This is a genomic window from Phytomonospora sp. NPDC050363, from assembly GCF_040655735.1.
GTDB lineage: Bacteria > Actinomycetota > Actinomycetes > Mycobacteriales > Micromonosporaceae > Phytomonospora.
Map to the genome: position 1 here is coordinate 528,403 of NZ_JBFAKK010000002.1, position 24,960 is coordinate 553,362.

The following is a 24,960-nucleotide window of genomic DNA, read 5'->3' on the forward strand; positions in this document are numbered from 1 at the left end:
GTCACCACCTGACCGTGGGCGGGGCGCTGCCGTGGGGCATGTCCTCGGGGTGCGGATCGTCGGGGTGGACGATCGGCGGGATCTCGCCGGGCGCCTGGTCGAGGTCGGGGGCCGTTTCGAGTTCGTGGGCCTCCCGCCGCATGATCATGGCGGCGTCCTCGTCGGTCCTGGCGTACTCGGTGGCGATGAAGACCAGCGCGGCGCCGCCGTCGACGAAGTTCCGCGCGGTCCGGCCGAGGGCCTCCTGGAGCAGCGAGCGCACTTCGCTCCACTGCTCGTAGATGCCGCCGAGGGCGAGCGAGCCGATGAGGGCGGCGTCCTTCTCCTTCGCCTCCACCCATTCGCGGTACTGCTTGGAGTTCTTGGGACGCTTCTCGTAGACGAACTTCTCGTCGGGGGAGGCCAGGTTGAAGATCGTCTTCTTCTCGGTGGGGCCGGGCCCGGCGGGGAAGTAGTCGTAGTAGGAGTTGGGGTTGGTCAGGAAGTGCTTCTCCAGGTACCCGACGCTGTGCAGTGACCCGGTGGCTCCGGCGTAGGCCTCGGCGACCAGGGGAAGCGTCACCGTCCCGGCCCGCCACAGGTCGGTGAGTTCGGCGGCGAGGAGTTCGCTCTTGTCGGCCATGTGAGTTTCAGTCTTTCGTTCGTTGGAACGGGGCCCCGTAGACCTTTCGATGTGCGGCGCCGACGCGCTCGGCGAAGGACGCCAGCGCCCGGGCCGCGGTCCTGGTGACCTGGCGGGACAGTTCCCGGCCGTTGAGGACGCGCAGGGTTCCCGGCCGGATGCCGACGCTGATCCCCTCGGCGCCCGACCAGCCGATCTTGACGTCGCCCTCGGCTGAGACGGTCGTGAAGGCGACGGCGTCGATGAGGCGCTCGAACCTCGCGCGCCTCTCCAGCGCGGGCGTGGGCGGCGGGGGTTCGCCGGGCGAGTCGATCGCCATCAGGTTCGCCCTGCGCCGGGCGGCCAGCGCCGAGTTCAGGGTCGCCGCGATCTCGGCGGCGAGGTCCGGCTCCGCGCGGGGCAGCGCGGGGTTGGAGCGGACGCGCACGTCGGGGCCGTCGGCGGCGCCGAGGACGACCCGCACCGAGCCGCCGGGGGAGGAGGCGGTGACGGTGAGGCGGTCGAGGCGGTCGCTGGTCTGCATGGCTTGGGCGGCCTTCGTTCACGGGGACACGCGGATGGTGTCCACTGTGGGCGATGGGCCTGCCCGCGACCTTGTCGCGACCTTGTCGCGGTGCCGGTCACGCCGAGACGCGCGCCGCCACCGCCGTGCGCAGCAGCCGGCGCCCGGCGAGCATGAACACCGCCGCCGCGACCATGATCCCCGCCGACATGAGCCAGGCGGGCGAGTAGCCGTGGGCGTCGGCGACCCAGCCGAAGGTCAGCGGCCCGAGCATCCCGCCCAGGTATACGCCCGTCTGGGTGACTCCGGTGGCCGCCGCCGGTGCCTGGGGGTGAGTGTGGGTGACGGCGAAGTTGAGGATCCCCGGCCATGCCCAGCCGAGACCGAAACCGGCCACCGCGCCGAGCGGCAAAGTCCACAGTGGAGTTGCGGAGAGCAGGGCGAGTCCACCGGCCCCGACAAAGAGCATGGCCGCGATCAGCGCCATGCCGTCCCCGCCTCGTCGATCGGTGAGCCATCCGAAACCGACCCGCGCGCACAGCCCCGCCCCGCTGCCCAGCGTGAGGGTGAGCCCCGCCTCGGCGGGCGACAGGCCGTGCGAGACCGCGGTGTCGGCGAGGAACGGGCTCAGATTGCTCGCCGCGCTCGCTGCGCACGCCGCCGCGAGGCCGATGACGAGCAGGGCCGGGGTGGGCCGGCCCTGCTCCTCCTTCCGGCGGCTCCGAGGGCCCTCGGCGTTCTCCAGCCCCCGCAAAGTGAGCAGCGCCCCCAGAGCGAGGGTCCCCGCCAGCGCGAAGGCCCAGCGCCACCCGACGGTCAGCGCGATCAAGGGGACCGAAGCCCCCGCGAACAGCGTGCTCGCCGGGATGGCGGCCTGCTTGAGGCCGAACAGGAGCCCCTGGCGCCGGCGCGGGATGTGCCGCGACAGCAGGAGGTTCGACGACAGCTGCCCCATGGAGTTCGCCGTCGCCCCGAGGGCCAGGAACGCCACGAGGGTCCAGTAGTCGTGGGCGAAGGCGGCGATGGCGAGCATCCCGCCCGCCGACAGCAGCACCGCGGCCCGGCTGACGATCGTGGCGCCGTAGCGCTCGACCAGCCGCCCCGACGGAGCGCTGACGAGCGCGGAGACCGCGAAGTTCGCCGCGACGGCCGCGCCGAGCCCGGCGGGGGAGAAGCCGAGGTCGCCGGAGATCTGCACGGACAGGCCGCCGACGAGGAAGACGGGGATGACCGACGCGATCGTGACGGTCGTGGCGGCGACACCCGCCCGCGTGGGGGTGACGGAGGGGGACACGGGGCGACCGTAGTCCCGCGAAACGGGGCGTAGCGGCTCGTGTGGGGTAAGTCATGTGGCGCCGAGCGTTCGCCCGTCGGGGGAGCGCTCCCGCGACGGAGCGGAGGCGGCCCGCCGGGGGCGCTCAGAGCGCCCTGGGGCGTGCGCGAGGGCCGTCGGCGTGCGCGAGGGTGGCCGGGGATTTCGAGAGCCCTACGGCCCCGTCCGTCACGGTCGACTCCCCAATTATCCGAAATCCCCTCAATCTCGCTCATTTCGGCGTACAACGGAGTCGGAGAGGAGACAACTATGAGTGGCACGGGTATGAACACGAGCCGCGCGTGGGCGCTCGGAGGCGCGACGTTCGCCGGCTGCATGATGATCATGGTCGGTATCTGGCAGGTCCTCGTCGGCATCGCCGCCATCGCCAAGGACGGGTACTTCTTCGTCTCCGGCGGCTACCTGTACGAGTTCGACACCACCACCTGGGGCTGGATCCACCTCGTCATCGGAGCCCTGGCCCTGGTCGCCGGTTTCTTCATCTTCACCGGCCAGATCTGGGCGCGCGCGGTCGGTATCGGCCTCGCGGTCCTCTCGGCGACCGTTCAGTTCTTCTGGCTGCCCTACCAGCCACTGTGGTCGGCGATCCTGATCGCCATCGACATCTTCGTCATCTGGGCGCTGATCACGATGGGCGAGCCGACGCGCTCCGCGGAGAGCTCGTCCGCGGCCGCCGGACGCGGCCGCGACTGGACGCGCTCGCAGCACCAGGACGAGTCCTTCGACTCGATGAACGAGCCGAGCACCGGCGGGGCCGCGGTGCAGACCCCGCAGTCCACGCAGGCGCAGGAGGCTCGGCGGGCGCACGAGACCGGCCCGGTCGGGCAGAACCTGCCGCCGAGCACGGGAGGCGGAGCGGGACCTGCTCGCTGAGAGCACCACTCAGGTCCGAAGTAGACGAAGCGGCGGCGCCGGGATCTCCCGGCGCCGCCGTCGTTTCGCGCAAGGCCGCGGCGGCGGGCCCTTGGTGGGGTGGGCCGCGCCGCCGCGGCGGCTGTGGCGCCCGCCGGTGGGGTGCGGAACGCCACGTTGTCGCCTCCCCGGCACCGTCACTCGGTGGAGGCGCGGTTGGACGGCTACGGGGTGGGGGACGCAACCGGCCAGGCATCCGCCCGTATTGACTATTGCTTCCGGACACTACGAGCAGATACCTTCGAAACTGCCTGCAACCGGTAGTTTCCGCAAGGCGTGATTCTTCATATGGTGAAGAGACCAGGGAAGTCATGAGGTGGGTGACGTGACCGGGGGGCTCAAAGCTCGGAACGAGGGGAAACCCTCCGACTTCATTCAGAGCGTTTCCCGAGCGCTGCGAATTCTCGAAGTGGTCGGCTCCTCGCGGGGCGGACTGACCATCAAGCAGATCGCCAGACGTGTCCAGCTCGCACCGACGACCACGTACCACCTGGTGCGCACGCTGGCCTACGAGGGCTACCTCATCAGGGGCGACCACGGCCTGTTCACCGTGGGTCTGGCCGTGTCGGACCGCTTCCGCGACATGTCGGCGACGATGCGCGGACCGTCCACTGTGCTCGAAGCGCTGCGCCGCCAGGTCGCCGATTCCGGCTACAGCCACTACGTCGCGCGCTTCGTCGACGGCCGCGTGGCGATCACCGAAGTGTCGGAGGGACAGCTCTCCCCGCACGCCGAGGACCTCATCATCGGCTTCGACGACGGCGCCCACGCGACGGCCCTCGGCAAGGCTCTCCTGGCGACGCTGACGCCCGCGGAACGCCGGGTCTACCTACGCGAATCGGGGATGCGGCGCTACACCTCGCGAACCCTGACGACGCCCTCGGATCTGGAGATCGACCTCAGCCGGCTGTCGACCCAGGGCGTGTTCACCGAGACGGGCCAGTACCGCGAGGGCATCGCCTGCGCGGCCACGCTCGTCAACCGGGAGGCCCCGCTCGCCGAGCGGCTCACCGTCGCCTGCGCGATCCCCATGGACGACCTGCCCAAGGCCGCACCCGACCTGCGCACGCGCCTGCGGGTGACGGCCCGCGAGGTCGGCGCCGCGCTCGCCGCGGCGGAGGAGGGCAAGGAGCGACGCTGACCGTCGGCGGGCGAGCAAGGCAAGCCTCGCCTCATTCGCGTCCCCATCAGGGCTTCCACCTGGGCGTCTTGCCGGAAACCACGGAAGGCATCCGCACTCGTTAACCTCGTGTCCACTTTCGGTCCCCCGCAGCTTCCGCCCCGGCCCTTAACGTCGCGGCCATCAAGACCACCTCTGCGAGGAGCCTGCTGTGACCGTCCCCCAACGTCGGCGCCTGCTTCCCTTGTTCACCAAGGAGACCAGGCACGCCAACCGGAGCACGATGACGTGCCGGTTCCGGTGCGGCAACGCCTGTGATCACCCCGTCCCCAACGAGTCGGACAACGCCTACCTCGGCGACATCGTCAACGAGGCCGTCGCCTCCCGCCGCGGAGTCCTGCGGGCCGGTGCCGTCGGCGCCATCGCTTTCGGGGCGGCCGCCGCCGGTGTCGCCGGCGCGACCCCCGCCATGGCCGGCGAGGGCACCGCCGCCGGCGCGGGCGCCGCGCCGCTCCTCGCGCAGGGCGCCTCCCACGGCAAGCACGAGGGGAAGCTCGCCTTCCGCGCGATCCCGCCCAACACCCTCGACACGGTGATCGTGCCCAACGGCTACGACTCCGCCGTCGTCATCGAGTGGGGCGACGCGGTCACCCACGACGCTCCCGAGTTCGACATCGACCGCCAGAGCGCGCGCGCCCAGCGCCGCCAGTTCGGCTACAACAACGACTTCGTCGGCGTCCTGCCCAACGGACGCGACCGCGACCGCGCGATCCTGGTCGCCAACCACGAGTACACCAACGAGATCCTGATGTTCCGCTCCTACCTCGGCGGCGACCTCGCCCCGCTGGAGCAGATCGAGATCGCGATGGCCGCGCACGGCATGTCCGTGGTCGCGCTCCGCCGTGTCGAGGAGACCGGCCAGTGGCGCCCCGACAGCCGCGACCGCCGCGACAACCGCCGCATCCACGTCGGCACGAAGTTCGAGTTCACCGGGCCGGCCGTCGGCAGCGCCCTGCTCAAGACCGCCGCCGACCCGCGCGGCCGCACGCCCTACGGGACGCTCAACAACTGCGCCGGCGGCGTCACCCCGTGGGGCACCGTGCTGTCGGGCGAGGAGAACTTCAACCAGTACTTCACCGGCGGCGACGGCGTTCCCGAGGCCGACAAGCCCGCGCTGGTCCGCTACGGCATCGACACCACCAAGCACCACGGCACCGACAACCGCCGCTTCGACCGCGTCGACGAGCGCTTCGACCTGACCAAGCACCCCCACGAGGCCAACCGCTTCGGCTGGATCGTCGAGGTCGACCCCTACGACCCCGACTCGACCCCGAAGAAGCACACCGCGCTGGGCCGCTTCAAGCACGAGGGCGCCAACGCGATCCTCGCCGCCGACGGCCGCGCCGTGGTCTACATGGGCGACGACGAGCGCTTCGACTACATGTACAAGTTCGTCTCCGACCGCAAGTTCAAGGCCGGCGACAGCTGGAAGGCGCGTGAGAACAACCTGCGCCTGCTGGAGAGCGGCACCCTCTACGTCGCGAAACTGGAGTACACCAGCGCCGCCGAGATCGACGGGACCGGCAAGCTCCCCGCCGACGGTCAGTTCAACGGCACCGGCCGCTGGATCCCGCTGGTGCGCGGCAACCAGTCGCTCGTGCCCGGCATGACCGTCGACCAGGTGCTGGTGCACACCCGCCAGGCGGGCGACATCGTCGGCGCGACCAAGATGGACCGCCCCGAGGACGTGCAGCCCAACCCCGCCACCGGCAAGATCTACGCCGCGCTGACCAACAACACCGACCGCGGCAAGCCCGGCAAGCCCGGCGCCGACGAGGCCAACCCCCGCAACCTCAACAAGCACGGGCAGATCTTCGAGATCACCGAGGACAACGGGAAGCAGACCGCCGAGACCTTCACCTGGGACGTGCCGATCGTGTGCGGCGACCCGGCCGACCCGTCGACGTTCTTCGCCGGCTTCGACAAGACGAAGGTCTCGCCGATCTCGTGCCCCGACAACGTCGCCTTCGACGCGTCGGGGAAGAACCTGTGGATCTCCACCGACGGCAACGCCCTCGGCAGCAACGACGGGCTGTTCGCCGTTCCGCTGACCGGCCCCGAGCGCGGTTTCGTGCGGCAGTTCCTCTCGGTGCCCTTCGGTGCCGAGACCTGCGGGCCCTGGGTGCACGACGACAACAAGACGGTGTTCGTGGCCGTGCAGCACCCCGGCGAGGTCACCGGGGCCACTGTGGACAATCCCGCATCGACCTGGCCGAACGGGGACCACGCCAAGCCGGCCGTGGTCTGCGCGTGGCGTCTGGACGGACGCGACGTCGGCCTGTGACTTAGGCTGGATTCAGAAGATCACCCGCCATGGTGACGCCGGCGCCCCGGGAATCCCGGGGCGCCGGCGGTATGCGGGCTCCTTCGGTTCACTCGCCGCGGATCTCGACGATCCGCACGCCGCCGTAGGTCGTGTACGAGGTGACCGGTGAGGTGATCTTGAGGGCCGGGTTGTCGAGGTAGGCGTCGCGCAGGCCCTCGAAGGGGCCGCCCGCCGACTCCAGGTCGGCGACCCGGTCGAGCAGGGCGAGGTCGGCGTCGCCGGGTTCGGTCTCGCCTTCGGCCAGACCCCAGCAGTCCCAGGGAAGGACCTCGACCTTGTTGAGCGCGGCGAGGTCGCGCACGACGTTGCCGCGCAGCATCGCCGGCCCCGTCAGGTCGAGGACGTCGGGGATGCGGATCCCGAAGTTCGACGGGTCCGCCGTGCCCTCGCGGTAGGAACGCCAGGCGTCACCGGCGACGATGAAGCGGTCACGCGGGACGTCCATCGCGTCGAAGTCGGGGTCGTAGCCGCCGAACTCGGGGTCGGCGAGCGTCCAGCCCTTCCCCGGCCGCCAGTACTCGGTGACCCAGTGGTCGCCGTGGAAGTCGGGGAGACCGTAGGTCATGAAGCCGCAGCGCAGACGGGCCGGGATTCCGTTGTGACGCAAGGCGGCCGCAAAGAGCAGGGCGAAGTCGCGACACGTGCCGGCGAAGCGCGCCTTCGGCTCCCGGGCCTCGCCGATGCCGCCGTCCCCCTCGCCGAGTCCTTTGAGGACGGTGAGGATGTCGCTGAGATAGCGCGTCTCGGCCTCGTTGCGGCGCTCCTGCGGCAGCGTGAAGCCCAGGTCGGCGCACCCCTCGCGATGCACGACGAGGTTGCGGACGGCCGCCGCCAACTCGGCGGGTGAGCCGCTGAGCGCGTTGAGGGTGGACCAGCCGTCGCCGCCGGGGTCGGTGGCGACGCTGTGAGTGCCGTAGAAGCCCGCTTCGGGCCGGCTCAGCACATGCATCTCGGGGACCTCCTCATCGCTGGGCTTGCGGGGGATGTGCGCGTGGGTCAGGACGGGGGTGGGGCTCGTGTGCGGGGCGTGCGGGTGGTGCGCGGGCCGTGTGCTGCGTGTGTGCGGGTGGTGCGCGGCTCGTGCGCGGCTCGGTGGGTGGAACCTACCGGGCGGCTCGCGGGAGGGGTTCGGGTGGTCATGGTGAGGGCGTGCGGTGAGGGTTTGGCGAGGGCTGGGCGGGCGCTCGCGGGCGCTGGGCGAGGCGCGGACGGGTAGCGGTGGGATTCAGCGCGGGGGTTCGAGGGAGGGCCCGGGCAACCCGGCGAGCGCGCGCCAGTGGGATGGGGACGACGACTGCCCGGACCACTCGGCGAGCTGAGCGGTGGCCGCCGCGAAGGCCGCCGGGAGCGGGTGGAGCGCCATGCCGGCGGGGATGGGGACGGGGATGGGGATGGTGAGGCTCTCGGCATAGTGCGTGCCGTGCTCGGTGGCGCAGAAGCAGGGAAGGCCGACGCCGGCGTCGACGGCCAACGTGCCCTCCGGCGTCCAACCGACGGCGAGTTCGAGCTCGACGCCGTCGCCGCTGCGGAGATCGGAGAGCACGACGGACGTGCACATGATCAGCGCCATGCCGGCGAATGCGACGCCCGGGAAGGATGCGTTGGCCGGCCACCAATCCCAGACGAGAGGCGGGGGTGGCGAGGCAGATGAGGGAGGGGGAGGGAGGGCATCGAGGTCCGAGGCAGCGGAGCGCAGCAGGGCGACGTCGGTGGAGGTGAGGCCGGGAAGGAAGAGGTGGAGGAGGTGGAGGGGCACGGAGACGAAGGGGCCGCTTTAGGGACGAGGCATGCGTCAGCGTCGCAGAGGGGCATGCGGGGCAGGGGTGGGGTTGGGTGAGGTTGGGTGGGGGTTCGATGGCCGGTGCCCATGCCCGCCCATGCCCGCCCATGCCCGCCCATGCCCGCCCATGCCCGCCCATGCCCGCCCATGCCCGCCCACGCCCGTGCCTGTGCCTGTGCCTACGCCCGTGCCCGCCCGTGCCCGCCCGTGCCCGCCCACGCCCGTGCCTGTGCCCACGCCCGTGCCCGCATGCCGCGCTTGTTCGTTGTGTCGCTAGTTCCCATTCGCCGGCCAGGGCCCGTGCTCGCACGCTGATCTCGTGTCCATCGGCGCATCGGCGCATCGGCGCATTGGTGTGCCGGGGCGCGCCCGTTCCGCCTTGGCTCCGGGCACGCTCTCGCATTTCACGGCTGTGGCCGCGGCTGGTCCTGCATTCGCCCTGCGCGGCCGCGCCCTCGCCCCACCGCACGTCGGGGCTGCGTGCGCCTTCGCATCGCATCGCCTCGCCTCGCGTTCCGCGCTCCAGTCCCACCCGCGCCGGGGCTGCGTGCGCCCTCGCCTCACCCCGCGTTCGGGGGCCGGACTTCGCGCCCTCATCCGCCCCACGCTCCGCGCCCCACTCCCACCCCGCTCCCGGGGCTGCGGGCGCCATTGCTCACCTCGCGTTCCGCGCCTGGGCTGCGCGCCTTCACTCACATCGCGCTCCACACCCCCATTCCCACCCGGGGCTGCGTGCGCCCTCGCCTCACCCTGCGTTCGGCGTCTGGGCTTCGCGCGCCCTCACCGCCTCGTGCTCCAGTCCCACTCCGCGCCGGGGCTTCGCGCGCTCTTACTCACCTCGCCTTCCGCGCCTGGGCTGCACGCGCCCGACCCACATTGTGTTCGGCGCCTGGGCTCCGTGCGCCCTCATCCACCTCGCGCCCCACTCCCCCCGCCCCCGGGGCTGCTTGCGACTTTCGCACCTTGCGTTCGGCGGCCGGGCTTCGCGCCCTCATCCACCCCGCGCTCCGCGCCCCACTCCCACCCCGCTCGCGAGGCTGCGCGCGCGCCATAGCTCACCTCGCGTTCCGGGCCCGGGCCGCGCGCGCCTTCACTCACATCGCGCTCCGCGCCGCATTCCAACCCTGCGGCAGGGCTCCGCGCGCCCTCGCCTCGCCTCGTGAACCGGGGCGGCTCCAGCATGCGCACTGCGCGGCCGTGCCTTCGTTTCACGCCTCCGCGCTCCGCCCCCTCACCGGCACCCTGCGCTTCGCGCCCACCTGGCCCGCCCACATCTCCCCGCCCACCTGTCCCACCTTCTCCCCACATTTCCTCGCCCACCTTCCTCGCTCAGCCTCTGCCTCAGGCGCGCCAGCGGTTCTCTACGCGTTGAGGGCTCTGCCCCCGCCGCGGGGAGGGGCGGGGGCAGAGCGGGAGGGGTTGGAGGGTGGCGGTGGGGGCGGTGGGAGCGGGGTCAGCGGAGGTCGCGGCGGATGGTGAGGGTGGCGGGGATGAGGGCGGCGGCGATGTAGGCGGCCATGGCGATGGCGGCGGCGAGGGGTGACAGGAGGGCGGCGGGCATGCCTTCGCCGTATTTGGCGACCAGGTCGACACCGGCGAGTTGGGCGTCGAGGCGGGTGAGGAGCACCGACCCGACCCGGCTGTCCCAGGGGACGGGGAGGTTGAGGGCGACGATGGGCAGCACGTACCAGAGGCCGACGATGGCGGTGATGGCTCCGGCCGCCGAGCGCATGAGGGTGCCCAGACCGAGACCGATCATGGCGAAGACCAGGGTCGACGGACCCGCGGTGAGGAGCGCGGCGGGTTCGGCGGGCTGGTCGTAGTAGGGGATGGGGCGCTCGCCGATGACCGCGTCGCAGACGAGGTAGGTGAGCACGGACGTGGCGGTGCCGACGACCAGGGCCGTGGCGGCAAGGACGATCGCCTTGGCCGCCAGGACGAGGCGGCGGGACGGGACGGCGGTGAAGGTGGAGCGGATGAGACCGGTCTTGTACTCCGCGGTCATCGCAAGGACGCCGAGGATGGCGAAGCACAGCTGACTCACCGACAGGGTTATCTCCTCCACCGAGGCGATCGAGACCTGGTCCCGGTCGGCGGGCGCCATCTTGTCCCAGGTGTCGGCGACGTACCAGGTCAGCGCGGCGCCGCCGGCGATGGAGGCGGGGATGACGCAGGCGACGATCCGCGTGGCCCGCACCGAGTGGAACTTCAGCCACTCGGCCGCGATGAGGCCCGTCATTTCACGTCCCGTCTGCTGATCGCGGCCCAGGCCGCGCCGAGGGAGGCCACGACGATGGCGACCGCGAAGGCCCATGCCCCCGGGATCGACAGCATCGTGTGCGGCACGGCAGATCCGTTCGGAGCCTCGGCCGTGCGCGGTGGGACGCCGGTGAGCTGGTCGGGGAGGGCGACCGGCAGCGCGGAGTAGATCCAGTGCTTCCAGGGCGCCGGCAGGAACAACAGGACCATCTGGGCGACGAAGATCAGTACGACCAGGATCATGATCGCGCCCGTCGCCGAGCGCAGCACGGCGCCGAGGCCGAGGCCGAGCAGCGACACGACCACGACCGAACCGGCCAGGGCCGCCAGGTAGGGGAGCTGCTCGGTGAAGCTCGGTTCATACGCCGGCATGCGGTCGCCGACGATGAGTTCGCTCAGCCCGTAGGAGGAGAAGACGACCACGGTGGCCATCAGCGCCGAGCCGGCCGCGACCACGGCCGCCTTGGCGATCAGGACAGTGGGGCGCCGGGGCATGACCGCGAAGGTCGAGCGGATCAGGCCGGTGGCGTACTCGGAGGTGAAGGCGAGGACGCCGACGATCCCGCCGAGGAGCTGCATGAACTGCAGGATCGTCTCCTCGGTGGTGCCGCCGCCGGTGTTGTCCGCGCGTGTCGCGGCGCTCAGGTTCTCCCAGGCGGTGACCCGCGCGAGGCTCAGCAGCGCGGCCCCGCCGATGAGCAGGACGGCGACGCCGACGATGTAGTGGGTGGAGCGCACCGAGCGCAGTTTGAGCCATTCGGCCGAGATGACAGCGGTCACGACGACACCGCCCGGTACTCGACGCTCTCGGCGGTCAGCTGCATGTACGCCTCTTCGAGGCTCGCGCCGCGCGGGGTGACCTCGTGCAGTGCGATCCCCTTGCCGGCGGCCAGATCCCCGATGGCGGGGACGGCGAGTCCGTGGACGGACAGGCCGCCCTTCTCGGCGGCGACCTCCGCTCCGGCGGCGGTCAGAACCGCCGACAGGTCGTCCAGACGGGGGCTGCGGACGAACACGCCCCGCTGGAAACGATCGGTCAGCTCACCGACGGTGGCATCTTCGATCAGCTTCCCGCGACCGATGATCACCAGGCGGTCGGCGGTGAGCTGCATCTCGCTCATGAGGTGGCTCGACACCAGCACGGTCCGCCCCTCGGCGGCCAGGCCCCGCATCAGTTCCCGGATCCAGCGCACGCCCTCGGGGTCGAGGCCGTTGACCGGTTCGTCGAACATCAGCACCGACGGGTCCCCCAGCAGCGCCGCCGCGATGCCCAGCCGCTGCTTCATCCCCAGCGAGAAGCCGCCGACCTTCTTGCGCGCGACACCGGCGAGCCCGACCCGCTCGATCGCCGCGACCACCGCCGAGGTCCCGATCCCGTTGGTGCGGGCAAGAGCCCGCAGGTGGTTGAGGGCGCTGCGCCCCGGATGCACCGAGGACGCGTCAAGCAGGGCGCCGACGACGTGCATCGGACGCTTGATGCTCGCGTAGGGGCGCCCGTCGACGAGAGTGCTGCCCGAGTCCGGGGCGTCGAGGGCGAGGATCATGCGCATGGTGGTCGACTTGCCGGCGCCGTTGGGGCCGAGGAAGCCGGTCACCAGGCCGGGGCGCACTTGGAAGGACAGACCGTCGACGGCGACGGTGCGGCCGTAGCGTTTGGTCAACTCGTGGACTTCGATCATGTCTCAAGCCTGGTGAACGGAGGCTTTCGCGGCATCGGTCCCAGACCCGCAATCCCGGCTTCGCCCTGGGTCTAGGAGGCGGGCCCGAAACGGCCGCGTCTCATCCCCCGGTATGACGTCCCGGGGTCCAAGGCGCTCGCCGACCAGCGGCGTTACCGTCGGAGAGGTGGCCATCGAAGAGGACATCCGCCCCCTGTTCAGCCGCCGGCTCACCGCCGCGCAGCTGATCGGCGCCGACGCAGCCCTGGCGGTGCTCTACACGTTCGCGCTCGCCGGGATCGGGACATCGGCCGAGGGCACGTCCTTCGACTACCGTGCACGCCTCGCCGCCGCGGCCGCCATCGTCATGCCCCTCGCCGTGCGCCGCCTGTGGCCCATCCCCGTCTTCGGCGTGGTCATGTGCGCCACCATCGTGGCGCTCGCCGCCGGGATCCTCCGCGAGCCGCTCATCGCGGCCTCCCTGGCGCTGTACATCGTCGCCGTCCGCGAGCGCCGCCGGCGCTGGGAGCCGGTCTTCGCCATCGGGGTCACCAGCGCGCTGATCATCGTGTGCTCCTCGGGTGTGGGCTCGCGCGATTGGTGGTCGGCCGATTTCACCGTCCTGCTCATCGGCGCCGCGGTCCTCGGCGCCTCGTGGACGGTGGGCCGTGCGGTGCGGGAGCGGCGCCTCTACGCCGCGCGGGCCGGTGAGCAGATCGCGGGGAAGGCCGCCGCCGAGGAACGGCTGCGCATCGCCCGCGAGCTCCACGACGTCGTCGCCCACAGCATGGGCGTCATCGCCGTCAAGGCGGGTGTGGCCAACCATGTCATCGAGACGAACCCGCACGAGGCCCGCGACGCCCTCCAGGTGATCGAGGCCGCCAGCCGCGCCGGGCTTGTCGAACTGCGGCAGATGCTCAGCCTTCTGCGTTCCGAGGACCAGGGCGAGGACCCGCGCGCCCCCTCCCCGGGCCTCAAGGCCGTTCCGGCCCTCGTCCACCACGCCCGGGCCGCCGGCGTGCAGGTCGTCACCGACACCAGTTCGGTCGGCGAGCTGCCCGAAGGCGTCGAGCTGGCCGCCTACCGGATAATCCAGGAGGCGCTGACCAACGTGGTCAAACACGCGGCCCCCGCCGACTGCCTGCTCCGCCTCACCGACGACGGCCGCGTGCTGACCGTCGAGATCACCGACAGCGGGCCCGGCAGACGCCTGCTCCCGCCGGGGCCCGGCGGTCACGGGATGCTGGGCATGCGCGAGCGGGTCGCCGTCTACGGCGGCGAATTCACCGCCGGGCGGATGCAAGGCGGCGGTTTCCGGGTGGCCGCGACCCTGCCGTATCGAACCGAGGGGGACACGTGACCACGAAGGTCTTGATCGCCGACGACCAGGCGCTGTTGCGCGGGAGCTTCCGGGTGCTCGTGGACAGCGCGGGGGACCTCGACGTCGTCGGTGAGGCCTGCAACGGCCTGGAGGCCGTTGAACTGGCCGCCGCGATCGAGCCCGACGTCGTCCTCATGGACGTGCGCATGCCGGAGATGGACGGCATCGAGGCGACCCGGCGCATCTGCGCGGCCTCGCCCACGCGCGTGCTGATCCTGACCATGTTCCACCTCGACTCCTACGTCTACGAGTCCCTGCGGGCAGGGGCGAGCGGTTTCCTGCTCAAAGACGCGCCCCCGGCCGAACTCCTGAACGCCATCCGCGTCGTCGCCGCCGGGGAGGCGCTGCTCGCGCCCGTGGTCACCCGCCGCCTGATCGCCGACTTCGCCGCGCAGCCGGGCCCGGAGTCGCCGGTGGCCACCGGCCTCGACGGCGTCACCGAACGCGAGCGCGAGGTGCTGGGCCTGATCGCGCGTGGCATGTCCAACCAGGAGATCGCCGGGCACCTGCACGTCAGCCTCGCGACGGTGAAGTCGCACGTGGGGCGGCTGTTCACGAAGCTGCAGGCCCGCGACCGGGCACAGCTGGTCATCGTCGCCTACGAGACGGGTCTGGTCACCGCGGCGAGACGGTGACCAGACGGGACGGGCGGCTCAGGCGTCACGGCGCCGAAGCAGTAGCCAGCCTGCGGTCAGCGCGACCGCGGCGTAGAGCGCGAGGATCCCGGCGGCCGCGGGCTGCGAGTAGACCGGATCGCTCGCGGTGCCGGCGAGCTGCCCGGGCAGCTCGATCGGCAGCGTCGCGAAGATCTTCATGCCGAGCTCGCGCGGCAGGAACTGCACCGCGATCGGCACCACGAACAACAGCCCGGTGATCGCGACGAGCGCCCCGGCGGTGGCCCGCAGGATCGCGCCGAGACCCAGCCCGACCAGCGCCATGGACACCAGCGCCGCCGAGTGGCTCAGCAGCGTCGGCAGGGCGTCCCCGAAGGACTCCCACGCCCGGATCGGGGCCGGTCTGTCGCCGGTGATCGCCGCGCCGAGGAAGAAGCAGACCAGGGTGAGGGCGAGCCCGGTCACGGCCGTGACGACGGTGACGACGACGGCCTTCGACAGCAGCATCCGGCCCCGCGCCGGCACGGCGGTGAGACTGGTGCGGATCATCCCGGTGGCGTACTCCGAGGTCATCGCCAGAGCGGCCAGCGCGGCCAGGCAGAACTGGGCGATCGGGAAGGCGAGCTGGGCGGGGTCGGCGCCGCCGAACATCGCCTGCTCCTCGGCCGGGGAGGCGTCCCAGTCGGCGGTCATCAGATAGGCGACGAGGCCGCCGAGGGCCACCGCCAGGACGATGGCGCCCAGGTACATGTGGGTCGAACGCACCGAGCGCAGTTTCACCCACTCCGAGGCGATCGTGCGGGCCAGACCCGAGGTGTTGACCTCGGCGGGGGGTGCTGCCGGGCGGGTGGCGGTGATGGTGCTCATGCCGCGCTCCTTTCGGGGGTTTCGGCCGCGCGCGGGGAGGTGCGGGTGGCGCGGTACTCGACGCTGTCGTCGGTCAGTTCCATGTAGGCCTCCTCCAGCGAGGCCGAGCGCGGGGTGATCTCATGCAGCACGACACCGCGCGCGAAGGCGAGCTCGCCGATGGCGGAGGCCTCCATGCCGGACACCGAGAGGGACCCGTCGGCGGCGGCCACCACCGCCGCGCCCGACTCGCGCAGGGCGGTCGACAGCGCGCTCGCCTGCGGGGTGCGGACGAGCACGCCTCTGTGGTGGCGTTCGGCGAGTTCGGCCATGGACGCCTCGGTGATGAGCTTCCCGCGGCCGATGATGACGACGTGGTCGGCGGTCAGCGCCATCTCGCTCATGAGGTGGCTGGAGACCAGGACCGTGCGTCCCTCGGCGGCCAGGTCGCGCATGAACTCGCGGATCCAGCGGATGCCCTCGGGGTCGAGGCCGTTGACCGGCTCGTCGAACATGAGGATTCCGGGGTCTCCCAGGAGGGTTCCGGCGATCCCGAGGCGCTGCTTCATGCCGAGGGAGAAGCCGCCGACGCGTTTGCGCGCCACACCCGCCAGCCCGACCTGATCCAGCACCTGCGTCACGCGGGCGCCGGAGATGCCGTTGCTGGTCGCCAGGCAGAGCAGGTGGTTGAAGGCCGAGCGGCCGCCGTGCACGGCACCGGCGTCGAGGAGGGCCCCGACGTGGTGGACGGGGTTGCGCATCTCGGCGTAGGGGCGGCCGTCGATGAGCGCGCTGCCCGAGGTCGGCCGGTCGAGGCCGAGGATCGCCCGCATGGTCGTGGACTTCCCGGCCCCGTTGGCGCCGAGGAAACCGGTGACCCGGCCGGGCCGCACGGTGAAGGAGAGATTGTCGACGGCGGCCTTGGCGCCGTAGCGTTTCGTGAGTTGCCTGACCTCGATCATGTCCCAACGATCGCGCGGAAGGCCTGGTCAGCGCATCGGACCGTGGCCTGGAATCGTCCTCCGACCCAGGGTGGAGGACAAGCGGCGAAACCGCCCTCCCATCGGACCTGGGTATGACATCCACCGGTCCGATGCGCCCGATGATCAGCGCCGATACCTTCGAATGGTGACCGACGCCGAGCTCCGAAAGCGCCTGACCAGGTGGCCCGCCGCCTGGCATCTCATCGTGCTCGACGTGATCGTCGGCGTCGTGATGTCGGCCATCTACCTCGGTTTCGCCAGCGAGTCGGGCGACGCCGGGCCCAACTACGGCGGGCCCGTGATCGTCGCGGTGCTGCTGGCCGTCGGCATCGGTGCCTCGGTGGCCCTGCGGCGCTGGCAGCCCATCCCCGCGCTGATCGTGATCGTCACCTGCACGGCCCTGGCCACCGCGTTCGGCATGACCCGGGAGCCCTTCACCGGGACCATCCTGGTCATGTACATGGTCGCCCTCGCCGAGAACCGCCTGCGCTCCCTGCTGGCGCTGGTGGCGACGATCGCGATGGCCGCGCTGGCGCTGTTCAGCACCATCGGGTACGACCACACCACCGAGGCCGACGTCGTCGGGCTGCTGAGCTTCCTGGCCATCGCGCTCACCGCCGCCTGGGTGGTCGGGCACGTAGCGCGGCGGATGCGGCTGGCCGAGATGCGCAACACCGAGGAACGGACGGAGAAGGCCATCGTGGACGAACGCCTGCGGATCGCGCGCGAGATGCACGACGTGGTCGCGCACTCCTTGAGCGTCATCGCCGTCAAGGCCGGCATCGCCAACCACGTCGCCGTCGAGCATCCCGAGGCGGCGCGGGAGGCCCTGCAGGTCATCGAGACGATCAGCCGCGGTTCGCTCACCGAGATGCGCCGCGTGCTCGGCGTCCTGCGCTCCGAAGGCGACGACGAGATCGTCCTCGCACCCGCTCCGGGCCTCGCCGACGTTCCCGCCCTCGCCGAGCGCGCCAGACAGGCGGGTGTCGGCGTCACCCTGGAGGTGTCCGGTGTGGATGGACTTCCCGACGGTGTGGCGCTGGCCGTGTACCGCATCGTGCAGGAGGCGTTGACCAACGTCGTCAAGCACGCCGCACCGGCGGACTGCCGGGTCGTGGTCACCGGCAGGGAGGGGGAGGTGCGGATCGAGGTCACCGACGACGGGCCCGGCCACCGCGCCCTGCCCGAACGTTTCAGCGACGAACCGGGCCACGGCCTGGCCGGGATGCGCGAGCGGGTGATGATGTACGACGGCGTGTTCGAGGCCGGGCGAAGACCCGGCGGGGGCTTCGCGGTCAGCGCGCGGATCCCCTACGCCGGTGCCCTCGGGGCCGAGCGCGGGGAGGAGACGGCGTGAGCGAACTGGTGAAGGTGCTGATCGTCGACGATCAGGCGCTGCTGCGCGGGAGCTTCCGCCTGCTGGTCGACACGGCACCGGACCTGGAGGTCGTCGGTGAGGCCGACAACGGTGCCCGGGCGGTGGAACTGGCCGCGCGGACCTCACCGGACGTGGTGCTCATGGACGTGCGCATGCCGGAGATGGACGGCATCGAGGCGACCCGCCGCATCACCGCCGCCGGCGGCGGGACGCGCGTGCTGATGCTGACCACTTTCGACCTCGACGCCTACGTGTACTCCGCGCTGCGCGCCGGTGCCAGCGGCTTCCTGCTCAAGGACACCCCGCCGGGCGAACTGCTCTCGGCGATCCGGGTGGTCGCCTCGGGAGAGGGCCTGCTGGCGCCCTCGGTGACACGGCGGCTGATCGCGGAGTTCGCCGGGCGCCCCCGCACGCCCTCGGCCGAACTCAAGGCCGAACTCGCCGGGGTCACCGAGCGCGAAAGGGAGGTGCTGACGCTGATCGCGCGCGGTCTGTCGAACGCCGACCTCGCCGCGCACCTGCACCTGAGCCAGGCGACGGTGAAGACGCACATCGGCCGCCTGCTGGCCAAGCTCGGCGCGCGCGACCGCGCGCAGCTGGTGATCATCGCCTACGAGTCGGGCCTGGTCGGGGTAGGCGAGAAGTAGCCGCCGACAGGCGGGTGAGGCGGGGTGAGATGGGCCGGCGAGGCGGGTGGCGGTGGGGGCGGGAGCGGTGGGCGGCCGCCCGAGCGGTTGCGGTGTGCCGTCGCAGCGGGGGTGCAGGGCGACACGGATGCCTGGGAAGCCACCCCGACACCCTGCCTGACCTGCCCGCCTTGCCCGTGCGGTCGCCTCTGGTCTGCTGGTCTGCCGGAGCCCTTCTGCTCTGGCTGGCCCTCTCGGGTCTGCCTGTGCCGTCTAGGGCGTGTCCGGGTGATCATGGGAGCCAGATCATGATGGCGGCGATGGTAAGGCTGGCTTGGTAGATGGATGCGCGTTTGGCGTAGCGGGTGGCCAGGTCGCGCCACTGCTTCAGGCGGTTGAAGCAGCGTTCGACGACGTTGCGCTGCTTGTAGGCGGCCTTGTCGAACCCTGGTGGCCGCCCGCCGCGTGAGCCTTTCGCGATGCGGCGGTTGATCGTGTCGAGGCGTTCGGGAATCACGTGGCGGATGCCGCGCCGCCGTAGGCGGTGCCTGGTCGAATCATGGGCATAGCCCTTGTCGGCGAGGAGCAGGTCAGGGCGGCGGCGTGGCCAGCCGGGTTTCCCCGTCGGGACCGCGATCGCCTCCAGCAACGGGAACAGCATCGGGTTGTCCCCGGCCTGACCCGGTGTCAGCAGGATCGACAACGGCCTGCCGCGCCCATCGGCCGCAAGGTGAATCTTCGTGGACAACCCGCCACGCGACCGACCGATCGCCTCTCCGTTCAGTGCGGGCGGCGACGACCCCGTAGATCCCCCTTTTTGCGGGCGCCGGCTGAGTGCTGATGCGCCCGCACCACGCTCGAGTCGACGCTGATGACCCATTCGACCGGTTGCCCGTCGTCGTGGACGATCACGCTCGCGAGGATCTTGTCCCAGGTCCCATCGGCGGTCCAGCGGCGAAGCCGTTCATGACAGGTCTTCCACGGACCGAAGCGTTCGGGCAGGTCACGCCATGGAGCACCTGTCCGCAGCTTCCAGAGAATCCCGTTGATCACCTGACGGTGATCACGCCACCGGGCCCGAGACGTCCCCGGCCTGGGCAGCAACGGCTCGATGACCAACCACGCAGCATCCGTCAACTCACCACGACGTACCACAACACCATTGTGGACACCCCTACTTGATCACCAGGACACGCCCTAGCCCGCCTCGGCCATCTCGACGCGCACGACGAGACCGCCCGCCTCGCGCGCGGTGATCTCGATGGTGCCCTCGTGGGCGCGCACCACCGCGTCGACGATGGACAGCCCCAGTCCCACGCCCCTGGCCGACTCCACCCGGTCGTGGCCCTCGCCGCGCCGGAAGGGCTCGAACAGCGCGGGGATCTCGTAGGCGGGCACCTGCGGCCCGGTGTTGGCGACCGTCAGCACCGCTCGCCCGGCCCTTGCCGCGGTCTCCACCGTGACGGTGCCGCCGGGGTGGTTGTGCCGGATGGCGTTGGCGACCAGGTTCTGCGCCAGCCGCTCCAGCAGCGTCGCGTCGCCCAGGGCCACAGCGGGCCCGCCCGCCACCTCCACTTCGACACCGGCCGCGGTGGCCTCCGCGCCGAGCTGCCCGGCGACGTGCGCGACGACGTCGGCGAGGTCCACCGGCACCGGCCGCGCCACCGAGCGGTCCGAACCGGCCAGCGTGAGCAGTCCGTCGATGAGCCGCTCGTGCCGGACGTTGACCGCCAGCAGGTTCGCCGTCAGATCACCGACGCGCCCGTCGGGGTCGGGCCGTGCCGCCGCGACCTCCAGCAGCGTCCGGTTGATCGCCAGCGGCGTGCGCAACTCGTGCGAGGCGTTGGCCACGAAACGCCGCTGCCCGTCGAAGGCCCGGTCCAGCCGCTCCAGCATCTCGTCGAAGGTGTCGGCGAGCCGCTTGAGCTCGTCCCCGGGCCCCGAGAGGTTGATGCGCTCGTGCAGGTTGCGGTCGGCGACCCGCCGCGCGGTTTCGGTGATCGCCCCGATGGGCCGCAGCACCCGCCCGGCCATCAACCACCCGAAACCCACCGAGAGCAGCCCTACCAGCACCAGCGCCACGACCGACCACACCAGCAGCGACTCCAGCGTCGCCGCCCGGGCCGCGTCCTGCCGCTCGATCAGGCCGTTGACCAGCGCCAGCACGTCGTCCTTGCCCTCGGGCAGCTGCCCGACATCGAGCTCGCCGAGCCGGGACATCTCCGCGCGCGTCAGACCCGAGGAGTACAGGCGCTCGCGGACCAGGAAGTAGACCACGGCGATGAGCACCCCGCCGGCGAGCAGGAAGGAACCGCCGTAGAGCAGCGTCAGCCGCGTGCGCAGTCTCATCGGATCACGTACCCCACTCCGGCGAGGGTCTCGATGACGGGAGGGTCGGCCAGTTTGCGCCGCAGGGTCATCATCGTCACCCGCACGACGTTCGTGGCCGGGTCGATGTGCTCGTCCCAGACCTTCTCCAGCAGCCGCTCGGCAGACACGACCGCGCCGTCGGCGCGCATCAGTTCGGCGAGGACCCCGAACTCCTTGTTCGACAGCGGCACGTAGCGACCGTCGCGGAACACCTGCCGCCGGACGGTGTCCAGGGAGATCCCGGCCCGGTCCAGCACCGGCGGCGCCGCCGGTGCCGACCTGCGGGCCAGCGCCCTGACCCGTGCGGTCAGCTCGGCGAACGCGAAGGGCTTCCCGAGGTAGTCGTCGGCGCCGATCGACAGGCCGTGCACGCGGTCGGCGACCTCCGTGGCGGCCGTCAGCATCAGCACCCGCGTGTGGTGCTCGCCCGCGGCGACACGGCGGCACAGCTCGTCGCCGCCCATGCCCGGCAGGTCGCGGTCGAGGACGGCGACGTCGTAGTCGTAGACGGCCAGCCTCGTCCGCGCCGAGTCGCCGTCGTAGCAGACGTCGACGGCCATCGCCTCGGCCCGCAGGCCCTCGGCGATGGCGTCGGCCAGCATCCGCTCATCCTCGACCACCAGTACGCGCATGCTGTCGAGTCTCCCCGCCGGGGCGTAAGGGCGGCGTAAGGACTCGCGTTGACGCCCACCACATGGCCCGCGGACTTCACTTCACCGCACACGTGAAGGAGGTCTCCCGATGAGACGACGTACCTGGGCCGCGACCGCTGCGGCCGCCGCGCTGCTCCTGCTCTCGGCCTGCGGGTCGGACGACGGGGCGGACGTGGCGACGGCCAACGGCGAGGCGCCCGCCGGGAGCGAGTCGGCGCCGGCGGAGCTCAGCGAGGAGGAGGCGCTTCGGCTCTTCGTCGACTGCATGCGCGAGCAGGGCGTGGACATGCCCGACCCCGGACCCGGCGGCAACATGCTCGAACTGCGCGACTACTTCATCGACAACCCCGAGGCCGTCGACGCCTGCCGCGACAAGTTGCCCGGCGGGGGCGAGCCCGCCGAGCTGGACCCGGCGGCGCAGGAGCAGATGCAGAAGTTCGTCGACTGCATGCGCGAGCAGGGCGTGGACATGCCCGACCCGACCGCCGACGGCAAGCCGCAGTTCGATCCCGAACTCCTCGACGACCCGGACTTCAAGACCGCGATGAACGCCTGCCAGGACCTGCTGTCCGGATTGCGGGGAGAGTGATGCGCGGCAAGCGGCTGTGGACGGCCGCCGGAGTCGCCGCGGTGCTGGCCGTCGGAGCGGCGGGCGTGGGTGTCGGGCTGACCGGCGGCGGTGAGGAGGCCGCGTCGAGTGGCCTGCCGCCGGGGACGACGGAGGTCAAGCGGCAGGACCTGGTGCGCACCGAGCGCGTCGACGGGACGCTGACCTACGGGGACGTGACGGCGCTGTCGGGCGCGGTCTCGGGGACGGTGACGTGGCTGCCGGAGGTCGGCGCGACCGTCAGGCGCGGCAAACCGCTGTACAAAGTGGACAACGACGCGGTGGTGGTCATGTACGGGCTGCTTCCCTTGTGGCGTCCGCTGTCGGCGGGCGTGAGCGGCCCCGACGCACGGCAGCTGGAGGAGAACCTCGCCGAGCTCGGGTACACCGGGTTCACCGTCGACGCCGACTTCACCGGCGCGACCGCCGACGCCGTGCGCGCCTGGCAGGACGACGCGGGCCTTCCCGAGACCGGGACGGTCGAGCCGGGCCGGGTGGTGTTCGCCGACGGCGCCGTGCGCGTCGCCGAGCTCACCGCGACCGTGGGCGGCCAGGCCGGCGGCCCGGTTCTGGGCTACACCAGCAAGAAGCGCGAGGTGAGCGTCGCCCTCGACGTGGCCGATCAGGACCTGGTGGAGAAGGAACTGCCGGTGAGGGTCACGCTGCCCGACGGCTCGGCCGTCGACGGCGAGGTCGACGCGATCGGCACGACCGTCGAGGCCGCCGGCGACGCCGGGACCGCCGACACGATCGAGGTCACGGTGTCCATAAAGGACCAGAAGGCGCTCGGCTCGCTCGACTCCGCACCGGTCAAGGTCGAGCTGACCGCCGAGACCCGCGAGGACGTGCTGGTCGTGCCGGTCGAGGCGCTGCTCGCCTTGCGGGAAGGCGGATACGGGCTACAGATCGTGGAGGGCTCCTCGACGCGGATCGTCGCCGTCGAGGCGGGCATGTTCGCCGCCGGCCTGGTCGAGGTCAGCGGCGCCGGCGTGGCCGAGGGCGTGACAGTGGGGCTGCCGTCATGAGCGGTGGTCTCGTGACGCTGGAGCGGGTCACCAAGTCCTATGCCGGTGGGGTGACCGCCCTCGACGACGTGTCGCTGACGATCGGGCGGGGCGAACTCGCCGCGATCGTCGGTCCCTCGGGCTCGGGGAAGTCGACGCTGCTCAACCTCGCCGGGACTCTCGACGGGCCGAGTTCGGGAACCGTGACGGTGGCGGGGAAGGACGTGGCGCGGCTGAGTGACCGGGATCTGTCGCGGCTGCGGGCGGCCGAGCTGGGCTTCGTCTTCCAGCAGTTCCACCTGGCGCCCGGAGTGTCGGCGGTCGACAACGTCGCCGACGGGCTGCTCTACGCCGACGTCGCGCGGCCGGAACGGCGCCACCGGGCCGCCGAGGCCCTTGAACGGGTCGGCCTCGGCCACCGCACCGGCCACCGTCCACATGAGATGTCGGGCGGTGAGCGGCAGCGCGTGGCGATCGCTCGCGCGATCGTCGGCGGGCCCTCGCTGCTGCTGGCCGACGAACCCACCGGCAACCTCGACTCCGCCTCCGGCGCCGCCGTGATGGATCTGTTGCGGGACCTGCATTCGGGCGGGACGACGGTCGTGGTCATCACCCACGACCGTGACATCGCCGCGGCCCTGCCCCGGCGGATCGTGATGCGCGACGGAAAGGTGGTCGACGATGCGGTGGGCTGACACGTTCCGCGTCGGCGCGCACGGCCTGCGGGCCCGGCCGCTGCGGGCGGTGCTCTCGGCGGTCGGTATCGCGATCGGGATCGCCGCGATGGTCGCCGTCGTGGGCATCTCGGCCTCCAGCCAGGAGCTGCTCAATCAGAAGCTCGACCGGCTGGGCACCAACCTGCTGACGGTCGCGCCCGGGCAGTCGCTGTTCGGGGACGCCTCCCAGCTTCCGCTGTCGGCCGAGGAGATGATCGGCGCGATCGGGCCGGTCACCTCCCTGTCGGCGACCGGGATGCTCGCCGACACCGCGGTCTACCGCAACGACCGTGTCGATCCCGGCCGCACCAACAGCATCGGCGTGCGCGCCGCCCGGCTGAACCTCCTCGACGTCGTCGGCGGTTCCGTCGAGAGTGGACACTGGCTCGACCCGGCCACGGCCGGCTACCCGACGGTCGTGCTCGGCGCGAAGACCGCCGAGCGGCTCGGGATCGGCGCCGCCGACGCCCGGGTGCAGGTCTGGCTGGGCGGTCAGTGGTTCACCGTGATCGGGATCCTCGACCCCGTCGAGCTGGCGCCCGAACTCGACGCGTCGGCGCTGGTCGGCTGGCCCGCGGCGGAGTCCTATCTGGACTTCGACGCGCACGCCACCACCGTCTACACCCGCGCCGAGGAGAGCGCGATCGCCGACGTCCAGGCGGTGCTGGGCGCCACCGCCTACCCCGAGCACCCCGAGGAGGTCGACGTGTCGCGGCCCTCGGACGCGCTGGCCGCCAAGGCCGCCACCGACGAGGCCTTCACCGGCCTGTTGCTCGGGCTCGGCGCGGTGGCGCTGGTCGTCGGCGGGGTCGGCGTCGCCAACACGATGGTCATCTCGGTGCTGGAACGCCGGGGCGAGATCGGGTTGCGACGCTCGATCGGCGCCACTCGCGGCGACGTGCGGGCGCAGTTCCTGATGGAGTCGGCGCTGCTGTCACTGCTCGGCGGCGCCGGGGGAGTGGTCCTCGGCGCGGCCGTGACCGCCTCCTACGCGCTCTGGAAGGACTGGCCGGTGGCGATACCGGCGTGGGTGCTGCTCGGCGGGTTCGCCGCGACGGTGCTCATCGGCGCGGTCGCGGGCTGGTACCCGGCGGCGAAGGCCGCGCGCCTGTCGCCGACGGAGGCCCTCGCGGTGCCGTGAGCACGTCTCCCGGCGGCTTCGGCCGCCGGGAGGCCGAGGTGGCGGACTTCGGCCACCTCAGCGCGAAGG

At 71.7% G+C, this 24,960-nt stretch carries 23 protein-coding genes and 1 pseudogene; 11 read left to right on the forward strand and 13 right to left on the reverse strand.

What is annotated here, in order from left to right:
- Position 1 precedes the first annotated feature (1 nt).
- The 3 genes from AB0I28_RS06970 to AB0I28_RS06980 all read right to left on the reverse strand — a co-directional run bounded on the left by AB0I28_RS06970 (position 2) and on the right by AB0I28_RS06980 (position 2,418).
- Positions 2–622: a hypothetical protein gene (locus AB0I28_RS06970; RefSeq protein WP_357490376.1), complete on the reverse strand. Its 621-nt coding sequence runs from the start codon at positions 620–622 to the stop codon at positions 2–4.
- A gap of 7 nt (positions 623–629) precedes the next feature.
- Positions 630–1,145 carry a YbaB/EbfC family nucleoid-associated protein gene (locus tag AB0I28_RS06975; RefSeq protein WP_357490378.1) on the reverse strand — a complete coding sequence of 172 codons (516 nt, stop codon included), beginning with the start codon at positions 1,143–1,145 and terminating at the stop codon, positions 630–632.
- Between the two features lie 97 nt (positions 1,146–1,242).
- On the reverse strand, positions 1,243–2,418 hold the full coding sequence (locus AB0I28_RS06980) for an MFS transporter (RefSeq protein ID WP_357490380.1): 1,176 nt from the start codon (positions 2,416–2,418) through the stop codon (positions 1,243–1,245).
- A gap of 288 nt (positions 2,419–2,706) precedes the next feature.
- On the opposite strand from AB0I28_RS06980, the gene AB0I28_RS06985 reads away from it, so the two are divergent.
- The 3 genes from AB0I28_RS06985 (at position 2,707) to AB0I28_RS06995 (ending at position 6,833) form a co-directional block, all read left to right on the forward strand.
- Positions 2,707–3,330 (forward strand): hypothetical protein, encoded by a 624-nt coding sequence (locus tag AB0I28_RS06985; RefSeq protein WP_357490382.1) that lies wholly within the window; start codon positions 2,707–2,709, stop codon positions 3,328–3,330.
- Positions 3,331–3,694: 364 nt separating this feature from the next.
- A complete protein-coding gene (locus tag AB0I28_RS06990; protein WP_357490384.1) occupies positions 3,695–4,510 on the forward strand; it encodes an IclR family transcriptional regulator C-terminal domain-containing protein in 816 nt (271 codons plus the stop codon).
- A gap of 190 nt (positions 4,511–4,700) precedes the next feature.
- A complete protein-coding gene (locus AB0I28_RS06995; RefSeq protein WP_357490386.1) occupies positions 4,701–6,833 on the forward strand; it encodes a PhoX family phosphatase in 2,133 nt (710 codons plus the stop codon).
- Between the two features lie 88 nt (positions 6,834–6,921).
- On the opposite strand, the gene AB0I28_RS07000 is transcribed toward AB0I28_RS06995, so the two are convergent.
- From AB0I28_RS07000 to AB0I28_RS07020, 5 genes are all read right to left on the reverse strand, one after another.
- The gene (locus tag AB0I28_RS07000; RefSeq protein ID WP_357490388.1) at positions 6,922–7,824 is read right to left on the reverse strand and encodes a transglutaminase-like domain-containing protein; all 903 of its coding nucleotides are present in this window, start codon (positions 7,822–7,824) and stop codon (positions 6,922–6,924) included.
- A gap of 276 nt (positions 7,825–8,100) precedes the next feature.
- Positions 8,101–8,445, reverse strand: a complete 345-nt coding sequence (locus AB0I28_RS07005; RefSeq protein ID WP_357490390.1) for a hypothetical protein — start codon at positions 8,443–8,445, stop codon at positions 8,101–8,103.
- 1,663 nt (positions 8,446–10,108) lie between these two features.
- Entirely contained in the window at positions 10,109–10,894 is a 786-nt protein-coding gene (locus AB0I28_RS07010) for a hypothetical protein (RefSeq protein WP_357490392.1), read from the reverse strand.
- Positions 10,891–11,694 (reverse strand): hypothetical protein, encoded by an 804-nt coding sequence (locus AB0I28_RS07015; protein WP_357490394.1) that lies wholly within the window; start codon positions 11,692–11,694, stop codon positions 10,891–10,893. The genes AB0I28_RS07010 and AB0I28_RS07015 overlap by 4 nt, the downstream gene beginning before the upstream one ends.
- The gene (locus AB0I28_RS07020) at positions 11,691–12,593 is read right to left on the reverse strand and encodes an ATP-binding cassette domain-containing protein (protein WP_357490396.1); all 903 of its coding nucleotides are present in this window, start codon (positions 12,591–12,593) and stop codon (positions 11,691–11,693) included. Before AB0I28_RS07020 ends, AB0I28_RS07015 begins: the two co-directional genes overlap by 4 nt.
- 166 nt (positions 12,594–12,759) lie before the next feature.
- Between AB0I28_RS07020 and AB0I28_RS07025 the strand changes: the two genes are divergently transcribed.
- Both AB0I28_RS07025 and AB0I28_RS07030 read left to right on the forward strand, forming a co-directional pair.
- Positions 12,760–13,932, forward strand: coding sequence for a sensor histidine kinase (locus AB0I28_RS07025; protein WP_357490399.1), 1,173 nt, complete (start codon positions 12,760–12,762; stop codon positions 13,930–13,932).
- Positions 13,929–14,588, forward strand: coding sequence for a response regulator transcription factor (locus AB0I28_RS07030; protein ID WP_357490401.1), 660 nt, complete (start codon positions 13,929–13,931; stop codon positions 14,586–14,588). Before AB0I28_RS07025 ends, AB0I28_RS07030 begins: the two co-directional genes overlap by 4 nt.
- Before the next feature lie 18 nt (positions 14,589–14,606).
- Here AB0I28_RS07030 and AB0I28_RS07035 read toward each other — a convergent pair whose 3' ends face one another.
- Both AB0I28_RS07035 and AB0I28_RS07040 read right to left on the reverse strand, forming a co-directional pair.
- On the reverse strand, positions 14,607–15,434 hold the full coding sequence (locus AB0I28_RS07035; protein ID WP_357490403.1) for an ABC transporter permease: 828 nt from the start codon (positions 15,432–15,434) through the stop codon (positions 14,607–14,609).
- Positions 15,431–16,375, reverse strand: coding sequence for an ABC transporter ATP-binding protein (locus AB0I28_RS07040; RefSeq protein ID WP_357490405.1), 945 nt, complete (start codon positions 16,373–16,375; stop codon positions 15,431–15,433). The genes AB0I28_RS07035 and AB0I28_RS07040 overlap by 4 nt, the downstream gene beginning before the upstream one ends.
- A 166-nt stretch (positions 16,376–16,541) precedes the next feature.
- Here AB0I28_RS07040 and AB0I28_RS07045 point away from each other — a divergent pair, with 166 nt between their 5' ends.
- Positions 16,542–17,753 (forward strand): sensor histidine kinase, encoded by a 1,212-nt coding sequence (locus AB0I28_RS07045; RefSeq protein ID WP_357490407.1) that lies wholly within the window; start codon positions 16,542–16,544, stop codon positions 17,751–17,753.
- A 5-nt stretch (positions 17,754–17,758) separates the two neighbouring features.
- Positions 17,759–18,421, forward strand: coding sequence for a response regulator transcription factor (locus AB0I28_RS07050; RefSeq protein ID WP_357490862.1), 663 nt, complete (start codon positions 17,759–17,761; stop codon positions 18,419–18,421).
- A 271-nt stretch (positions 18,422–18,692) separates the two neighbouring features.
- Here AB0I28_RS07050 and AB0I28_RS07055 read toward each other — a convergent pair.
- From AB0I28_RS07055 to AB0I28_RS07065, 3 genes and pseudogenes are all read right to left on the reverse strand, one after another.
- Positions 18,693–19,555: pseudogene (locus AB0I28_RS07055) on the reverse strand (IS5 family transposase).
- Positions 19,556–19,597: 42 nt separating this feature from the next.
- The gene (locus tag AB0I28_RS07060; protein WP_357490410.1) at positions 19,598–20,749 is read right to left on the reverse strand and encodes a HAMP domain-containing sensor histidine kinase; all 1,152 of its coding nucleotides are present in this window, start codon (positions 20,747–20,749) and stop codon (positions 19,598–19,600) included.
- Positions 20,746–21,402 carry a response regulator transcription factor gene (locus AB0I28_RS07065; RefSeq protein WP_357490412.1) on the reverse strand — a complete coding sequence of 219 codons (657 nt, stop codon included), beginning with the start codon at positions 21,400–21,402 and terminating at the stop codon, positions 20,746–20,748. The genes AB0I28_RS07060 and AB0I28_RS07065 overlap by 4 nt, the downstream gene beginning before the upstream one ends.
- Positions 21,403–21,511: 109 nt before the next feature.
- Here AB0I28_RS07065 and AB0I28_RS07070 point away from each other — a divergent pair, with 109 nt between their 5' ends.
- Genes AB0I28_RS07070 through AB0I28_RS07085 form a run of 4 tightly spaced genes read left to right on the forward strand, consistent with a single transcriptional unit; the run spans position 21,512 to position 24,891 of the window.
- Positions 21,512–22,012, forward strand: coding sequence for a hypothetical protein (locus AB0I28_RS07070; protein ID WP_357490414.1), 501 nt, complete (start codon positions 21,512–21,514; stop codon positions 22,010–22,012).
- Positions 22,012–23,055, forward strand: coding sequence for a peptidoglycan-binding domain-containing protein (locus AB0I28_RS07075; RefSeq protein WP_357490416.1), 1,044 nt, complete (start codon positions 22,012–22,014; stop codon positions 23,053–23,055). The genes AB0I28_RS07070 and AB0I28_RS07075 overlap by 1 nt, the downstream gene beginning before the upstream one ends.
- Entirely contained in the window at positions 23,052–23,729 is a 678-nt protein-coding gene (locus tag AB0I28_RS07080; protein ID WP_357490419.1) for an ABC transporter ATP-binding protein, read from the forward strand. Before AB0I28_RS07075 ends, AB0I28_RS07080 begins: the two co-directional genes overlap by 4 nt.
- Positions 23,716–24,891 (forward strand): ABC transporter permease, encoded by a 1,176-nt coding sequence (locus AB0I28_RS07085; protein ID WP_357490422.1) that lies wholly within the window; start codon positions 23,716–23,718, stop codon positions 24,889–24,891. The genes AB0I28_RS07080 and AB0I28_RS07085 overlap by 14 nt, the downstream gene beginning before the upstream one ends.
- The last annotated feature ends 69 nt before the right edge of the window (positions 24,892–24,960 follow it).

Coding starts and splice junctions, on each gene's coding strand:
- AB0I28_RS07060 (WP_357490410.1), bottom strand. CDS start 20,749: ATGAGACTGCGCACGCGGCTGACGCTGCTCTACGGCGGTTCCTTCCTG.
- AB0I28_RS07080 (WP_357490419.1), top strand. CDS start 23,052: ATGAGCGGTGGTCTCGTGACGCTGGAGCGGGTCACCAAGTCCTATGCC.
- AB0I28_RS07000 (WP_357490388.1), bottom strand. CDS start 7,824: ATGCATGTGCTGAGCCGGCCCGAAGCGGGCTTCTACGGCACTCACAGC.
- AB0I28_RS07010 (WP_357490392.1), bottom strand. CDS start 10,894: ATGACGGGCCTCATCGCGGCCGAGTGGCTGAAGTTCCACTCGGTGCGG.
- AB0I28_RS06970 (WP_357490376.1), bottom strand. CDS start 622: ATGGCCGACAAGAGCGAACTCCTCGCCGCCGAACTCACCGACCTGTGG.
- AB0I28_RS07040 (WP_357490405.1), bottom strand. CDS start 16,375: ATGATCGAGGTCAGGCAACTCACGAAACGCTACGGCGCCAAGGCCGCC.
- AB0I28_RS07035 (WP_357490403.1), bottom strand. CDS start 15,434: ATGAGCACCATCACCGCCACCCGCCCGGCAGCACCCCCCGCCGAGGTC.
- AB0I28_RS06975 (WP_357490378.1), bottom strand. CDS start 1,145: ATGCAGACCAGCGACCGCCTCGACCGCCTCACCGTCACCGCCTCCTCC.
- AB0I28_RS07020 (WP_357490396.1), bottom strand. CDS start 12,593: ATGATCGAAGTCCACGAGTTGACCAAACGCTACGGCCGCACCGTCGCC.
- AB0I28_RS07070 (WP_357490414.1), top strand. CDS start 21,512: ATGAGACGACGTACCTGGGCCGCGACCGCTGCGGCCGCCGCGCTGCTC.
- AB0I28_RS07075 (WP_357490416.1), top strand. CDS start 22,012: ATGCGCGGCAAGCGGCTGTGGACGGCCGCCGGAGTCGCCGCGGTGCTG.
- AB0I28_RS07065 (WP_357490412.1), bottom strand. CDS start 21,402: ATGCGCGTACTGGTGGTCGAGGATGAGCGGATGCTGGCCGACGCCATC.
- AB0I28_RS06985 (WP_357490382.1), top strand. CDS start 2,707: ATGAGTGGCACGGGTATGAACACGAGCCGCGCGTGGGCGCTCGGAGGC.
- AB0I28_RS07085 (WP_357490422.1), top strand. CDS start 23,716: ATGCGGTGGGCTGACACGTTCCGCGTCGGCGCGCACGGCCTGCGGGCC.
- AB0I28_RS07005 (WP_357490390.1), bottom strand. CDS start 8,445: ATGGCGCTGATCATGTGCACGTCCGTCGTGCTCTCCGATCTCCGCAGC.